The following is a 15,273-nucleotide window of genomic DNA, read 5'->3' as shown; positions in this document are numbered from 1 at the left end:
TCCGCGCGTCATCGAACGCCAGCAGGCTAGGCCTGCTGGCCGGGACGGTTGGGATGGGGGCGGCAGATCGCCGCGAATCACCCTCTTCCCCCGCTCACAAGGTTGGAAAGCCCGCCGACGCCTAATCCTCCTCCACATGCGGCTTGAACGACTCCACCAGCTTCTGCTGCACCTGCGGCGGGACCGGCTCGTAGTGGCTGAAATCCAGCGAATACCGCCCCCGTCCCGCAGTCACCGACTTGAGCTCGGCGGCATACCCTTCCAGCTCCGACAGCGGCACCTGCGCCTTGACGATGATCTCGTTGCCGCGCGTCGAATCGGTGCCGTTGATGCGGGCGCGCTTGCTCGCCAGGCCGCCGCTGATGTCGCCCATGTTCTGCTCGGGCGCGTTGACCTCCAGGTCGACGATCGGCTCCAGCACCTGCGGCCGCGCCTTGATGATCGCGTCCATGAAGGCCTTCTTGCCGGCCGCCACGAAGGCCACCTCCTTGCTGTCCACCGGGTGGTGCTTGCCGTCGTAGACGATCACGCGGACGTCCTGCATCGGATAGCCGGCGATCGCACCGCCCTTGAGCACCTGGCGCACGCCCTTTTCCACCGCGGGCATGAACTGGCCGGGGATCGTGCCGCCCTTGACCTCGTCGACGAACTCGAAGCCGGTGCCGCGCGGCAGCGGCTCCACCCGCAGGAACACTTCGCCGAACTGCCCCGCGCCGCCGGTCTGCTTCTTGTGGCGGTGGTGGCCCTCGGCCTTGCCGGCGACGGTCTCGCGGTAGGCGATGCGCGGCGGGCGCGAGGTCACCTCGACGCCGTACCGGTCCTTGAGGCGATCGATGTTGACGCGCAGGTGCAGGTCGGACAGGCCGCGGATCACCGTCTCGTTGGTCTCCGGTTCGTGTTCGACGACGAAACACGGATCCTCCTCGGCCAGCTTGTGCAGCGCCGTGGCCAGCTTCTGCTCCTGGCCCTTGTGCGCGGCCTCCACCGCCAGGCCGAACATCGGCTTGGGGAAGTCCAGCGGCGCCAGGTGGATCTGGTCCTCGTCGTGGCTGTCGTGCAGGACCGCGTCGAAGTGCAGGTCGTCGATCTTGGCCACCGCGGCGATGTCGCCGGGAATGGCCTGGTCGATCTCGATGTGGTCCTTGCCCTTGAGCTTGAACAGGTGGCCGACCTTGAACGGCTTCTTGGCGTCGCCGACGAACAGCTGCGTGTCCTTCTTCACCGTCCCCTGGTACACCCGGAAGATGCCGAGCTTGCCGACGAAGGGATCGTTGGTGATCTTGAAGACGTCGGCGATCACATGGCGCGACGGATCGGGCGTGGACTCGACCGGTTCGCTCGCGCCGTTGCTGCCCTTGGCGAAGGCGGGGGGATTGGCTTCGCCCGGATGCGGAAACAGGCGCTCGGCGGTGTCGAGCAGTTCCTTGATGCCCACGCCGCTGCGCGCCGAACAGAACAGCACCGGCACCAGGTGGCCCTCGCGCAGGCACTGCTCGAACGCGTCATGGAGCTCCTCGCCCGACAGGCCGCCTTCGCCCAGGTCCAGGTAGTGCTCCATCACCGTCTCGTTCACCTCGACCACCTGGTCGATGATCTTCTGGTGCCAGTCGGCCACCGCGCCCAGATCGCTCTCGCCCTGGGTGTTGCCGAAGCAGTCGATGACCGCCTTGCCGCCCTGCGCGGGCAGGTTGAGGGGCAGGCACTCGGGGCCGAAGGCGTCGCGCAGGTCCTGCAGCACCTGGCCGGCCTTCGCGTCGGCGTGGTCGATCTTGTTGACCACCAGCACCCGGCACAGTCCGCGTGCCTTGGCGTACTCCATCATGCGGCGCGTGCCGTACTCCACGCCGTTGTCGGCGTCCACCACGATCGCGACCGTCTCCACCGCCGCCAGCGCGGACAGCGCGGGGCCTCGGAAATCGGGATAGCCGGGGGTGTCGATCAGGTTGACGTGGAAGTGCTGTCCAGCAGCCGCGGCGCGGTCGATGCTGGCGATGCCCACGTCGAGGGAATGTCCGCGTTGTCGCTCGATCGGATCAAAGTCCGAGACCGTGCTGCCGCGCTCGACGTTGCCTGCTGTCTGGATCGCGCCGCCGGCCTGCAGCAGGGCTTCGAAGAGCGTGGTCTTGCCGGCGGCGGGATGGCCCGCGAGGGCCACGTTGCGGATGGTGGGTGTCGAGTAGGACATGAGGCCGTTTCTCCCGTTGTTCTGTCGGGTGAGAAGGGCCGTCATGGCTGTCCGCGAAGGAAGCGCTGCCGTCCGAGCAGGCGCTCGGCGGGCGGTCATGGCGGGGCCGGCGCGGGGCCGGTAGGTCAACCATCCCGCAGCCGGACGGACGGGTCAAGGGACGGCGCAGCGGGACGACCGCACGGCGGGGGAGGCGGCAGGGGGCTCCGCGCGCCGGGCGGCGCCGGGTACGCTACCGGCTCTTTCCCCCGAAGGAGCACCACCATGGGTTTCAAGCGCTACGCCACGGCCGTCTGGAACGGCGACCTGCAGGCCGGCAAGGGCACGATGAGCACGCCGCAGAGCGGCCTGTTCGCCGACCAGAACTACTCGTTCAAGACCCGTTTCGGCGACGAGAAGGGCACCAATCCCGAAGAACTGCTGGCCGCCGCGCACGCGGGCTGCTTCAGCATGGCGCTGTCGGCCGTACTGGGTAAGAGCGGCTTCACCCCCGACCGCATCAGCACGCGGGCCGAGGCCATGATGGAGCCGGGCATGGACCCGGGCCCCACCGTCACCGGCGTGCACCTGATCGTGGAGGCCAGCGTGCCGGGGATCAGCGCCGAGCAGTTCCAGCAGATCGCCGAGGCGGCCAAGGCCGGTTGCGTGATTTCGCGCGCGCTGTCGGTGCCGGTGACGCTCTCGGCCACGCTGCAGGCCTGAGCCGGGCGTGCCCGCCTGCCGGCACGCGCTGCTGCTGCACGGTGCCGGCGGCGGAGGTTGGGAATGGAACCGCTGGCACGGCGCCTTGGCCGCGCACGGGATCACGGTCGCCGCGCCGGACCTGCAGCCCGCCGCGGCGGGTCTGGCCGCCACCACCCTGGCGGACTACGTCGAACAGGCGCGGGCGGCGCTCGACGCGTTGCCGCGCCCGCGCGCCGTCATCGGCGCCAGCCTGGGCGGTCTGCTCGCCTGGGCCTGCGCCGAGGCCGCCGACGCGCTGGTGCTGGTGAATCCACTGCCGCCGGCTCCCTGGGCCTCGCGGCTGCCGTCGCGGGAGTGGCCGGCGGTGGTGCCATGGGGATGCCAGGCGCGGTTGTCGTCGACGCGGCGCGCAATCCCCGACGCGGACCCGGCGACCGCGCTGTACGCGATGCGCCACTGGCGCGATGAGTCGGGCGCCGTGCTGCGCGCGGCCCACGAAGGCCTGGCGCTGCCGCCGCCGTCCGTGCCGGTGCTGTGCGTGGTGTCGGCGGCTGACGAAGATGTACCGCCCGCCCTGACGCGGGCCCTGGCGCAGGCGCTGCCGGCCACCCTCCTCGAAGCCGATTCGCCCAGCCACGCCGGTCCGCTGCTCGGTATGGGCGCCAACGGCCTGGCCGACCGCGTGGCACGGTGGCTGTCGGGGGTGTGAACGGAACATCAAGCGGCGGCCAGATTCAGCCCGGGTTGGACGCGGCGGACCGACGATCCGCCCACGCCAATTCCCGGCGTGCTGGAGTCGACCATGAAGCGCGTGCTCGTTACCTCCCTGGCCCTGTGCCTGGCCGCCACGACCGGCCTGGCCCAGGCGCAGACCTACAACGGCTCGTCCTCCAATGGACAGTCGTACGGACAGTCCACCGGCACGCGTTACGACTATGCGCGCGTGCTGCGGGTCGATCCGGTTTTCGATTCCGGATACAACGGCGGCAGCTACCCGACCTCGGGTCAGCGTTGCTACGAGCGCCAGCAGCAAGTGGCCGGCGACCGCTACAACAACAACGGTTACAACAACGGCGGCTACAGCAACAACGGCTACAGCAACAACGGTTACAACAACGGCGGCTACAGCAACAACGGCTACAGCAACAACGGTTACAACAACAACGGCTACAACGACGGCGCCTACGATCAGTACGGCAACCGCCGCTACGGCACCCAGACCGGCGCGACCGTCGCCACCGTCATCGGCGGCATCCTGGGCGCGGCGATCGGCAGCCAGGTGGGCGGCGGCAGCGCGCGCTACGCGACCTCGGCGATCGGCTCGATGGTGGGCGGCATGGCCGGCCGCAGCGTCTACGAACAGCGCCAGCGCGCCGCGCAGCAGCAGGCCCGCGTCGGCACCGTCACCGTCTGCGATCCCGTCCCGGCCGACCGTCCGTACGACAGCTACCAGACCGGCCAGTCGGGCGACCGTTCGGTGAATGCCTACGACGTGACCTACGAGTACGCGGGCCAGCAGTACACCGCGCGCACCAGCTACCACCCCGGAGACCGCATCCGCGTGCGCGTGGACGTGCATGCGGAGTGACGCGACCGCTGCCGCGTGAACTGGAAAGGGGCCTTCGGGCCCCTTTTTTTATGGGGGTACTCCTTCGCCCGCTTGCGCGGATCGGCACCGCCGGCGGGTAGACCTGGGCCGCCACGCCGCGCCCTCGCTGCGGGAGACCTGGTCCGGTCGCCCGCGCTCCTTGGCCCCGCCACCCTGCCGCCCGGGGTGAACGCTGGAGCGCTTCCACTGGCGGGGAGGGCAGGGCGAGCACCGGCTGCGGTCCTCCAGCTCGCCACCGCGGTCCAGCCGAGCACGGGGCAGCGTTCTGCGTCGGCCCCGCCGCACCCGCTGACGCACCAAATCGGTGCAGCGACGCACGCGCCGACATGCTGCCTCGCACCGCGAGGGCCCGGCCGAGCACCGGCGCGGCCCGGCCGAGAACACCGGCAGGTCCTCGCGAGCACCGATTTGGCGAACCCGAGCACGCGTCGACATGCTGCCTAGCACCGCGGGGGCCCGGCCGAGCACCGGCGCGGCCCGGCCGAGAACACCGACAGGTGCTCGCGAGCACCGATTTGGCGAACCCGAGCACGCGTCGACATGCTGCCTAGCACCGCGGGGCCGGCCGAGCACCGGCGCGGCCCGGCCGGGAACACCGGCAGGTCCTCGCGGGCACCGATTTGGCGAACCCGAGCACTCGCCGGCATGCGTCGCCGGGCCGCCGACGGCGCACCGTCGGACTGCCGCGGCGAGTGCCACGGTCATGTCACCTGGCTTCCCGGACATGGCCCCAGGCAATGTCATTTCTGGCCAAGGCATCGCTCATCAAGCTGGCTACTGGCTTGTGTACCAGCCAGAACAGGACCGCTTCTGTTGCTTTTGGGGTGAGAGTCCAAGCAACCTTGGCGCACACGGCGTGTTCGGCAGCCCCCTGTATTGCTGGTCTGCGTAGGCACGTCCAACAATTCATTCAAGCCGAACGCCACTTCGCGGCGCGGCTTAGTTCAGGCGTCAGGCCTCATGAAAGCATTCTTCGCGCTCTTCTTCCTGCTCGCTACTTCCCCCGCTCATGTATTGGCGTGCAGTCTGAGCTTGTCAAAGCCGTTCACGCCCGACGCTGCCAACTCCGCGGAAGAACCTCCTGTTCCAGCTCAGCTGAAGTCGGTTGACCTGGTCCCCAACATAGGAGACGGGGAGGGAGATAGCTGCTCAGGCGTGGGATTTATTGTTGTCACACTCACTGGGAAGCAATTTCTCCACCTTAAGAAGCAAGGCTTCTTTGTTCGGCCAGTTGCAGGTGTCAGAGACCCTGGCCTCTTTCCTTCCCATGCATTGGCACCACACGTCATCAGGCGCCGCACCCTTACGCTCACCTGGGGCTGGGTTAGTCTCACGCCAGATGAAGATGGTCACGTGAGGTGGCGCTTTGAGGTGATACCTGTTTCCGCGTCGGGCGTGCGCGGAGAGCCCATAGAGGTGTGTGTGGCAACAGACAGTTCTTGTCCGCCCCCGCAAGATGCACAGCTGAGGCCTAACATTTCATTCAAGCCGACAGCTCAATCGCCGCGCGATTGGTCCGCGGCCTAATTCATGCTTTAGGGCTCATAGACGGATGTTCTCGGCTCTCGAAACAAGGGTTCCGCCACCATTCTTGTTTCTCACGTTGGCGACGATCGTCTGGGCACTGCCCGGATCGATCTACTCACCTGTGCACACCGCGATTGGGGTGCCGGCACTCTTGCTCGGCCTTTCAATCAACGCGTGGCCCAAGAGTCTGTTCCGACGCGCTGGCACTACGGTCAACCCTCTCCACCCGGAGCGATCCTCTGTCCTGATCACGTCGGGGCTGTATCGGTACTCGCGCAATCCCATGTACTTGGGCTACGCATTGGCGTTATTGGGCTGGGTCATCTGCCAAGGCAAGCTCCTTGGCCTGGGCGCAGTCGCAATCTTCATCGGCTACGTCACGCGCTTCCAGATTCTGCCTGAGGAGCGTCAACTGTCCGCCCGCTTCCCGGCGGAGTACGCTGCGTACAAGCGGGCTGTGCGTCGGTGGGCATGAGCCCTGACAATTCATTCAAGCCGAAGCCGCTTCGCGACTCGGCTTAATTCTGGCGTTAGGCTTTCTTCAGGAGACGATCGTGGATCGAAATGAAGTCTACAAAATTGTGTTCACCCAATTCCTGGACCGCGAAGTTTCGGAACGAATGGAGGAACTTGATGCCAAATACACAGATGGTGGTCGCGCATCTGGCGATCGCCGGAAGAAGCTCGCCGAAGCTGCCGTTGAGGCATATGAGAATGCAACATTCGCCTTGAATCAGCTGGAAGCCGACAATGCCTAACAATCCATTCAAGCCGATGCCGCTTCGCCACTCGGCTTGATTCAAGCGTAAGGCACTGGAACGGGCATGACTGAAACGTGTAGCCACTTGGCGGTGCTCTACAGTCAGGCTACCGCGCTCGGCTGTCCTGTAAGTGAAACTTCGAGCGGCTGGTCCGAAGCACGCCAAGTCGTCCACTTCTCTCAGCGAATGCCGCTAGCCCTTCGTGCCGCCTGCGACACGTTGGCACCTGTCCAGTACTACTCCTCGCCTCGCACCCCGCACAATTCCGCCGACGAGGGCTTCTATTGCACCGACTGCAAGGTTGGGTTGTCCTTCCCTGCGGTCAGTGCCTAATTAGTCATTGAAGCCGACGGCTTCGGCGCGGCTTAACTCAGGCGTTAGGCTCTGTGGACACTATCCCGCGCATCCAAGCAGCTATTGATGACCTCACGCACGGTGATGAGCGTCGCCGCGACCTCGCCGCTGAGGAGCTCGGCGATCTCGTGCAAGCGGGCGCATCCATCACTGCGAGTGAGCTTCAAGTTGTCCTTGACGCACTTGGAGACGCTCTAACGAGTGAAACGGATGCGGTGGTGGGTAAGAGCATTCTCAATGCCATCGCAAATGCCAAGTGCAACTGGCCCTTGCTTCGCCTACCCGTCGGTCAAGTTGAGAAGCTTCTTCCTGGCCTCGCCGGCTCCTCGCTAGAGCATGCACAGTTCATAATCGGGAATGCTTAGGTGTCGCCGGTGATGGGGCCTAACCGGAACAATCAAGTACCAGGAAGGCGGCGCGTGAGCGGGCCTGATAATTCATTCAAGCCGACAGACCAATCGTTACGCGATTGGTCTGCCAGCTTAATTCAGGCGTCAGGCCCCACGAACCCGACAGTTCCCGCATGAGCCTCCAGGACTCTTCGCCCTGCCGACCGTGGAAGAGGGAGGGCCTAGTTGACCTTCAAGCGCCGCGCAAACGCCGTATACCAGCGCAGCGGCAGGTAGCGCTTGATCCACACGGGCACGCGTTCGATCCCCGCGATCATCACTTCCAGGCGATCGGCCTCCACGGCGCGCCAGATCTTTTCCGCGCACACCGCAGGCGGCATGCCGCCGTCGATGTCGTGGTCGGAGCGCCCGAAGGGCTGGCCGCCCGGGCCCAGCGCGTTGACCGAGATGTTCGTGCGCACGAAGCCGGGGCACGCCAGCGTGAACCGCACGCCGCGCGGTTCCAGTTCGATCCGTGCGCTGTCGAAGAAGCCGTGCAGCGCATGCTTGGCGGCCGCATAGCCGGTGCGCCGCGCCATCGCCATGTGGCCGAACACCGAACTCACCACGACCACGTGGCCGGCGCCGCGCTCCACCCAGCCGGGTGCCAGCGCGCGCGTCAACGCGATCGGCGCGAACAGGTCGACCTCGAACAGCCGGCGGTAGGACGCCATGTCGGTGTCCAGCAGGGCCGTGCGCTGGGAGATGCCGGCGTTGTTGACCAGCACGTCGATGGGGCCGAAGCAGGCGGCGGCTCGTCGGGTCAGCGCATCGGCATCCTCGAGCGCGGCCAGGTCCACCGGCAGCAATGCGACCTGGTCCGGCCGCGCGCAGGCCTGGCGCACGCGTTCGAGTTCCGTCTCGCGCCGCGCGGACAGCACGAGACGGGCGCCCCGCCGGCTGGCGGCGACGGCGAGCGCCTCGCCGATGCCGCTGGAAGCGCCGGTGATCCAGACGATCTGGTGGGCTAGCTGGGTCATGGGGGGAGCCGGAGGCGGGAAAGGGGGTGGGGTAGGGGAACCTCAGGGCTGGCTTCGGGTTGCGAAGCCACACGCATGGCAATGTTCCGGCCCGGTGGAGGAAGGATGCCATCTCGTCGCCCGTCGCCACCGCGACGGCGCCGCGCCCGGCTTACTCCCAGCCGATCTCGCCCGAGACCACGTCGCAGACGCGGCCGCCGGACCACACTTCCCCGTCGGCGTCCACGCGCAGGTCGATGATCGCGTCGTGGCCCACTTCGCGGCCCTGGCTGACGCGGTAGCGGCCGTCCGCGGAGGGCAGCGCGTCCCGCGACGCCAGCCAGGCGGCGAGGGTTGCGTTGGCCGCGCCGGAGGCGGCGTCCTCGAACCTCGCGGGCGCGCCGACGAAGGCCCGCACCGCGTAGTAGTAGACCGGGTCCGTGCTGCGCGCGTAGACGAACAGGCCCATGCTCTCGGTGTCCTGGGCGAGCCGCGCGATGGCGTCCCAGTCCGGTTCGGCGCCCCGCAGTGCGGCCTCGTCGGCCAGTTCGGCCAGCCACCAGCGGCGGCCGCCGTCCATCAGCGCCGGGGGCAGCGCGCCCAGGGCCAGGCCGCGCAGCGCGGGGGCCAGGCGGGGGTCCTGCGCGGAGGCGACTTCGACCACGCGGGCGCGCGGGGTACGGACCGCGATGGTGCGCGTGCGGCCCTCGCCGACGACCTGCAGCGGCAGCACGCCGGCGATCCCTTCCTGCATCAGCAACCCGTCGCGCGGCGTCGCCAGACCCGCCTCCAGCACCGCGTGCGCGGTGCCCACGCTGGGGTGGCCGGCGAACGGCACCTCGCGGCGCGGGCTGAACATGCGGATCCGGTAGCTCGCCCCGGGCTGCGTCGGGGGGAAGACGAAGGTGGTCTCCGGGAGCCGGGTCCACTTCGCGATGGCCTGCATCGTGACGTCGTCCAGGCCCTGCGCGTCGAGCACGACGGCGAGGGGATTGCCATCGCCGGGATGGCCGGCGAACACGTCCAGCTGCAGATAACGACGTTTCATCACGGGGGGCGCATCCGGTCGGGGAGGAGGGGACGGGTTCGACTAGAATCCTCTTCTGGAATCGTCCCCTTCCAGGATCGTCCTTCCGCCCAGCGGCGCCTGCGCCGCCGGGCCGCCCGGATACGGAATTCTAGAGGGCGGGCGACCGTCGCGGACATTTCGGTTGTTCATCAGTGTCGGGCCATTCGGGTCGGTCCTGCTGGAACCGTCCGCAGGGCGTGCCGCCGCCTGTGCGGTTCCACACGTCCGTCCCTCCACCCTCCATTTCAAAGGAAGCACGTCTGTGACAGCGGGAGCGCGTCCCTGGGTAGTACTCAAGTTCGGCGGCACGTCGGTTTCGCGCCGCAATCGTTGGGACACCATCGGGCGCCTGGCTGCCAAACGCATGGCCGACGAGGACGTGCGCGTGCTGGTCGTGGTGTCGGCGCTGTCGGGCGTGACCAACGAGCTGCAGGCCATCAGCCAGGGCGACGCCGTGGACGCGCGCATCGGTGCGCTGGTGGACCGCCATCGCGCCTTCTGCGCCGAACTCGACCTGGATCCCGAAACCGTGCTCGGCCAGCGCCTGGGGGCGCTGCAGTCGCTGGGCACCGACCCGCGGGCCCAGTCCAGGCCGCTGGACTGGCAGGCCGAGGTCCTCGCGCAGGGCGAACTGCTCTCCTCCACGCTGGGCGCGGCGTACCTGCGCACGCAGGGCCTGGACTTCGGCTGGTGCGACGCGCGCCAGTGGCTGGACGCGGTATCGCTGCCCAACGCCAGCGACTGGGCGCAGCGCCTGGCGGTGAACTGCCGGCACGAGAGCAGCGCCGAATTCCTCGAGCGCTTCGGCACGCAGGCCGCGCCGATGCTGCTGACCCAGGGTTTCATTGCCCGCCATGGCGATGGCGGCACGGCGATCCTGGGACGCGGTGGTTCGGACACCTCGGCCGCGTACTTCGGCGCCCTGCTGAAGGCGCGCCGCGTCGAGATCTGGACCGACGTGCCGGGCATGTTCACCGCCAATCCGCGCGAGGTGCCCGACGCCCGGCTGCTCACCCGCCTGGACTACGCCGAGGCGCAGGAAATCGCCACCACCGGCGCCAAGGTGCTGCATCCGCGTTCGATCGCGCCCTGCCGCGACGCCGGCGTGCCGATGGCGATCCTGGATACCGAACGCTTCGACCTGCCCGGCACCCGCATCGATGCCAGCGCCACCACCGTGGCCGGCGTCAAGGCGATCAGCCGCCGCAACGGCATCGTGCTGGTGTCGATGGAAAGCATCGGCATGTGGCAGCAGGTCGGCTTCCTGGCCGACGTGTTCGAACGCTTCAAGCGCCATGGCCTGTCGGTCGACCTGATCGGTTCGTCGGAGACGAACGTCACCGTGTCGCTGGACCCCAGCGAGAACCTGGTCACCACCAACGTGCTCGAGGCGCTGTCCGCCGACCTGTCGCAGGTGTGCCGGGTGAAGGTGATCGCGCCCTGCGCGGCGATCACGCTGGTCGGCCGCGGCATGCGTTCGCTGCTGCACAAGCTGTCCGACATCTGGGCCACGTTCGGCCGCGAGCGCGTGCATCTCATCTCGCAGTCGTCCAACGACCTCAACCTGACCTTCGTCATCGACGAGGCCGATGCCGACGGCATGCTGCCGCAGCTCCACGCCGAACTCGTGCGCGGCGGCGCGATGCCGGTGCTGGATGCCAGCGTGTTCGGGCCGAGCTGGCGCGAGATCGCGCACGGCAAGCTCGCGCGTCCGGCGCCGTGGTGGGCGGGCGCGCGTCCGGCGCTGCTGGATGCCGCGCGGACGGGCACGCCGCGCTACGTGTACGACCTGGCCACGATGCGCGAGCGCGCCCGCGCCCTGCGTTCGGTGGAGGCCATCAGCCACTGCTTCTACGCGATGAAGGCCAATCCGCATCCGGAACTGCTGCGCGCACTCGTGCAGGAAGGCTTCGGGCTGGAATGCGTGTCGCAGGCCGAACTCGATCACGTGTTCGCGCATGTGCCGTCGCTGCTGCCGCAACGGGTGCTGTTCACGCCCAGCTTCGCGCCGCGCCGTGAGTACGAGGCGGCGTTCGCCCGCGGCGTGACCGTCACCATCGACAGCGTGGAAGCGCTGCAGAAGTGGCCGGAGGTCTTCCGTGGGCAGCGCGTGTGGCTGCGCCTGGACCTGGGCCATGGCGAGGGTCACCACGAGAAGGTGCGTACCGGCGGCGTGGCGGCGAAGTTCGGCCTGCCGGTCGCGCGCTTCGACGCCTTCCTCGCCCTGGCGCGCACCCTGGACCTGCGGATCACGGGCCTGCATGCGCACCTGGGCAGCGGCATCGACAACCCGAGGCACTGGCGCGAGGTGTACGCGCAACTGGCCGGGCTGGCCGACAACGTCGGCACGGTGGAAACCATCGACATCGGCGGCGGCCTGCCGATTCCGTACACGCCCGACGCGCAGGACTTCGACCTGGCGCTGTGGCGCGACGGGCTGGAGGAGATCAAGGCCGCCTATCCGCGCTACGGCCTGGTGGTCGAGCCGGGGCGCTACCTGGTCGCCGAGTGCGGCGTGCTGCTGCTGGGCGTCACCCAGGTGATCGAGAAGGACGGCGTGCGCCGGGTCGGCGCCGATGCCGGCATGAATGCGCTGATGCGGCCGGCAATGTACGAAGCCTGGCACGGCATCCACAACCTCAGCCGGCTCGACGAGGCCAACGACACCGCCTTCGACGTGGTCGGGCCGATCTGCGAAAGCGGCGACGTGCTGGGACGCAACCGCCTGCTGCCGGGCGCGACCGCGGAAGGCGACGTGCTGCTGGTCGCCGACGCCGGCGCCTACGGCATGGCGATGGCCAACACCTACAACCTGCGCGCACTGCCGCAGCAGGACATCATCGGTCCGTGAGCGGCCGGCCGCCGTCATGGCGGTCCGGACACGCGGGCTTCGTGGCAGAAGAACAACAAGCAAGACATCGAGCAAGACAATGAGCGAGTGGAAATTCCAACGCGACGCGATCGGGTCCTTCCGTTTCAAGCGCTGCACCTTCGACGCGGCCACGGGCGTGGCGGAGCTGGTGTACGCGTTCGACGACGGCCCGGAGCTGGTCGAGACGATCACGCTGCCGGGCGCGCCCTTCACGCTGGACGCGGAACGCGCGGCCGCCGCGCAGCGCGCGCTGCAGCTGCTGCACCTGATCGCGGGCGTGAGCTACTACAAGGCGGCGGTGCCGGGCGACATCCGCATCGAGGGCTACACGATCGATGCCGACACCGCGGCGCTGCTAACCACCATCTACGAGAACGGCCTGGGTGAATTCGCCTACCGCAACGGCCTGAACCTGCACGGCCGCATCCGTTTCCCGCATGAGGCCGGCGCCACGCCGCCCGCGCCCACGCTCGGCCTGCCGCATCAGGCGCTGGTGGCCATCGGCGGGGGCAAGGATTCACTGGTCAGCATCGAGGCGCTGCGCACGCTGGGGGTCGCCCAGACGGTCACCTGGGTCGGCGGCTCGCAGCTGATCCGCGCCTGCGCGGCGCGCACCGGCCTGCCCACGCTCAACCTGGGCCGCGCGCTGGCGCCGCAGTTGTTCGACTACAACCGCGAGGGCGCCTGGAACGGACACATCCCGGTGACGGCGGTGAACTCGGCCATCCTGGTGTTCGCGGCCGTGGTGCTGGGCTTCGACCAGGTGGTGTTCTCCAACGAACGCTCGGCCAGCTACGGCAGCCTGATCGAAGGCACGGGCGAGGTGAACCACCAGTGGTCCAAGGGCTGGGCCTGCGAGGCGGCGCTGGGCGGGTACGTGGAACGGGCGATCGCCGCCGACCTCCACTACTACTCGCTGCTGCGGCCGCTGAGCGAACTGGCCGTCGCGCGCCAGTTCGCCCGGCAGGATCATTACGACGCGCATTTTTCCAGCTGCAACCGCAACTTCCACATCATGGGCGAGCGTCCGGCCAACCGCTGGTGCGGCGTGTGCCCGAAGTGCCACTTCGTGTTCCTCGCGCTGGCGCCGTTCATGTCCAAGCCGCGCCTGGTGGGCATCTTCGGCCGCAACCTGCTCGATGACCCGGGCCAGACCGCCGGCTTCGACGCGCTGCTGGAATACCAGGACCACAAGCCCTTCGAGTGCGTGGGGGAGGGGCGCGAGTCCCGCGCCGCGATGACCGCGCTGACGCATCGCCCGGAGTGGCGCGAGGACGCGCTGGTCGAGCGGTTCGCCCGCGAGATCCTCCCGCAGCTCGACCCGGCGGAGCTGGGGATCGAGCCCCTGCTGGAGATCGACCAGGAACAGCGGATCCCGCCTGCGTTGTGGGAGCGCGTGCGTGCGCATTTCGCAGCTTGAGGCGATCGCCGCGCAGGGCGGAGGCATCGCGCTGTGGGGCTGGGGTCGCGAAGGCCGGGCGGCTTACGAGGCCATCCGTTCGCGGCTGCCCGCGCTGCCGCTGACCCTGCTGTGCAGCGCCGACGAGGCCGACCAGGCGCGCGCACTGGGCGACGCGCACCTGCGGGTGGAGACGCAGGTCACCGCCACGGTGCTGTCGGCGTACGCGGTGATCGTCAAGTCCCCCGGCATCAGTCCGTATGGGGACGAAGCCGTCGCGGCGGCCGCCCAGGGCACGCGCTTCATCGGCGGCACCGCGCTGTGGTTCGCAGAACGCGCCGACCCGGGCGGAACCGCGCGCAACACGATCTGCGTCACCGGCACCAAGGGCAAGAGCACGACCACCGCGCTGCTGGCGCACCTGCTGCGCGCCGGCGGCCACGTGACGGGCCTGGTCGGCAACATCGGGCTGCCGCTGCTGGAGGTGCTGGACCCGCCCGTCGAGCCGGAGTTCTGGGCGGTGGAGCTGTCCAGTTACCAGACCGGCGACGTCGCGGCCAGCGGCACGCAGCCGCACGTCGCCGTGGCGCTCAACATCTTTCCCGAGCACCTGGACTGGCACGGCTCGCACGAACGCTACATCGCCGACAAGTTGACGCTGCTGACCCAGGCGGCGCCGCATGTCGCCGTGCTCAACGCGGCCGATCCCATCCTGTCGACGCTGTCGCTGCCGGGCAGTTCCGTGCACTGGTTCAACGAGCCACGGGGCTGGCACCTGCGTGAGGACGCGCTGTATCGCGGCGACGCCTTCGTCATGGATACGCTTGGCCTGCCGCTGCCCGGCCGCCACAACCGCAGCAACCTGTGCGCCGTGCTCGCCGCGCTGGAAGCCCTGGGGCTGGATGCCGTCGCGCTCGCGCCACACGCCGCCAGCTTCCGTCCGCTGCCCAACCGCCTGCAGACGCTCGGCACCCGCGACGGCGTGACCTTCGTCAACGATTCGATCAGCACCACGCCCTACGCCAGCCTGGCGGCGCTGGACGTCTTCCGCGGGCGTCGCGTCGCGCTGCTCGTCGGCGGCCACGATCGCGGGCTGCCATGGGAGGAGTTCGCGGCCGAGATGCGGGCCTGGGCGCCGGCAGCGATCATCACCATGGGGCAGAACGGCCCGCGCATCCATGACCTGCTGCGGCCGGTTGCGGGGGAAGCCGGCTTCAGCCTGCTCGCCGCGCGCGACCTGGCGGAGGCAATGGCCCTGGGCATCGCCGCCCTGGACGGTGAAGGCGTGCTGCTGCTGTCGCCCGGCGCGCCGAGCTTCGGCGCCTATCGCGACTACGTGGCCCGCGGCCGGGATTTCGCCCGGTTGGCCGGCTACGATCCCGACTCGATCAGCGCCATTCCGGGGTTGGGGATCGCCTAGCGCGCCGGCGCAGACAGGCTGATGGCTAGCCGAAGCCGGCGGCCT

11 protein-coding genes are annotated in these 15,273 nt (G+C 68.7%); 8 read left to right on the top strand and 3 right to left on the bottom strand.

Annotated elements, in window-relative coordinates; genetic code table 11:
* Positions 1-121: 121 nt before the first annotated feature.
* Complete coding sequence (gene fusA / locus I8J32_RS17185; protein WP_200613925.1) at positions 122-2,185, bottom strand: elongation factor G; 2,064 nt, start codon at positions 2,183-2,185, stop codon at positions 122-124.
* Between the two features lie 264 nt (positions 2,186-2,449).
* Between fusA and I8J32_RS17180 the strand changes: the two genes are divergently transcribed.
* The 5 genes from I8J32_RS17180 (at position 2,450) to I8J32_RS17160 (ending at position 6,763) form a co-directional block, all read left to right on the top strand.
* Entirely contained in the window at positions 2,450-2,887 is a 438-nt protein-coding gene (locus I8J32_RS17180) for an OsmC family protein (protein WP_200613924.1), read from the top strand.
* Positions 2,888-2,894: 7 nt separating this feature from the next.
* Positions 2,895-3,578 carry an alpha/beta fold hydrolase gene (locus I8J32_RS17175; RefSeq protein ID WP_200613922.1) on the top strand — a complete coding sequence of 228 codons (684 nt, stop codon included), beginning with the start codon at positions 2,895-2,897 and terminating at the stop codon, positions 3,576-3,578.
* Between the two features lie 93 nt (positions 3,579-3,671).
* Positions 3,672-4,457 carry a glycine zipper 2TM domain-containing protein gene (locus I8J32_RS17170; protein ID WP_200613921.1) on the top strand — a complete coding sequence of 262 codons (786 nt, stop codon included), beginning with the start codon at positions 3,672-3,674 and terminating at the stop codon, positions 4,455-4,457.
* Positions 4,458-6,030: 1,573 nt separating this feature from the next.
* Positions 6,031-6,480, top strand: a complete 450-nt coding sequence (locus tag I8J32_RS17165) for a methyltransferase family protein (RefSeq protein WP_200613919.1) — start codon at positions 6,031-6,033, stop codon at positions 6,478-6,480.
* A 79-nt stretch (positions 6,481-6,559) separates the two neighbouring features.
* Positions 6,560-6,763, top strand: a complete 204-nt coding sequence (locus I8J32_RS17160) for a hypothetical protein (RefSeq protein ID WP_200613918.1) — start codon at positions 6,560-6,562, stop codon at positions 6,761-6,763.
* Between the two features lie 928 nt (positions 6,764-7,691).
* On the opposite strand, the gene I8J32_RS17155 is transcribed toward I8J32_RS17160, so the two are convergent.
* Complete coding sequence (locus I8J32_RS17155) at positions 7,692-8,489, bottom strand: SDR family oxidoreductase (RefSeq protein WP_200613916.1); 798 nt, start codon at positions 8,487-8,489, stop codon at positions 7,692-7,694.
* Positions 8,490-8,640: 151 nt separating this feature from the next.
* On the bottom strand, positions 8,641-9,519 hold the full coding sequence (locus I8J32_RS17150) for a PhzF family phenazine biosynthesis protein (protein WP_200613915.1): 879 nt from the start codon (positions 9,517-9,519) through the stop codon (positions 8,641-8,643).
* A gap of 280 nt (positions 9,520-9,799) precedes the next feature.
* On the opposite strand from I8J32_RS17150, the gene I8J32_RS17145 reads away from it, so the two are divergent.
* From I8J32_RS17145 to murD, 3 genes are all read left to right on the top strand, one after another.
* The gene (locus I8J32_RS17145; RefSeq protein WP_200613914.1) at positions 9,800-12,388 is read left to right on the top strand and encodes a bifunctional aspartate kinase/diaminopimelate decarboxylase; all 2,589 of its coding nucleotides are present in this window, start codon (positions 9,800-9,802) and stop codon (positions 12,386-12,388) included.
* A gap of 79 nt (positions 12,389-12,467) precedes the next feature.
* Positions 12,468-13,829 (top strand): UDP-N-acetyl-alpha-D-muramoyl-L-alanyl-L-glutamate epimerase, encoded by a 1,362-nt coding sequence (gene murL / locus I8J32_RS17140; protein ID WP_200613912.1) that lies wholly within the window; start codon positions 12,468-12,470, stop codon positions 13,827-13,829.
* Positions 13,810-15,228 (top strand): UDP-N-acetylmuramoyl-L-alanine--D-glutamate ligase, encoded by a 1,419-nt coding sequence (gene murD / locus I8J32_RS17135; protein ID WP_207526696.1) that lies wholly within the window; start codon positions 13,810-13,812, stop codon positions 15,226-15,228. Before murL ends, murD begins: the two co-directional genes overlap by 20 nt.
* The last annotated feature ends 45 nt before the right edge of the window (positions 15,229-15,273 follow it).

The sequence above is a fragment of the Lysobacter solisilvae genome (assembly GCF_016613535.2).
Taxonomy (GTDB): Bacteria; Pseudomonadota; Gammaproteobacteria; order Xanthomonadales; family Xanthomonadaceae; genus Agrilutibacter; species Agrilutibacter solisilvae.
Note: the sequence above shows the minus strand (reverse complement) of the source record. Positions and strands in the feature narration are given on the sequence as shown.

Excerpts from the sequence above, each read along its gene's own strand:
- I8J32_RS17155 (WP_200613916.1), bottom strand. The coding sequence starts at position 8,489 with ATGACCCAGCTAGCCCACCAGATCGTCTGGATCACCGGCGCTTCCAGC.
- fusA (WP_200613925.1), bottom strand. The coding sequence starts at position 2,185 with ATGTCCTACTCGACACCCACCATCCGCAACGTGGCCCTCGCGGGCCAT.
- I8J32_RS17165 (WP_200613919.1), top strand. The coding sequence starts at position 6,031 with ATGTTCTCGGCTCTCGAAACAAGGGTTCCGCCACCATTCTTGTTTCTC.
- I8J32_RS17170 (WP_200613921.1), top strand. The coding sequence starts at position 3,672 with ATGAAGCGCGTGCTCGTTACCTCCCTGGCCCTGTGCCTGGCCGCCACG.
- I8J32_RS17180 (WP_200613924.1), top strand. The coding sequence starts at position 2,450 with ATGGGTTTCAAGCGCTACGCCACGGCCGTCTGGAACGGCGACCTGCAG.
- murL (WP_200613912.1), top strand. The coding sequence starts at position 12,468 with ATGAGCGAGTGGAAATTCCAACGCGACGCGATCGGGTCCTTCCGTTTC.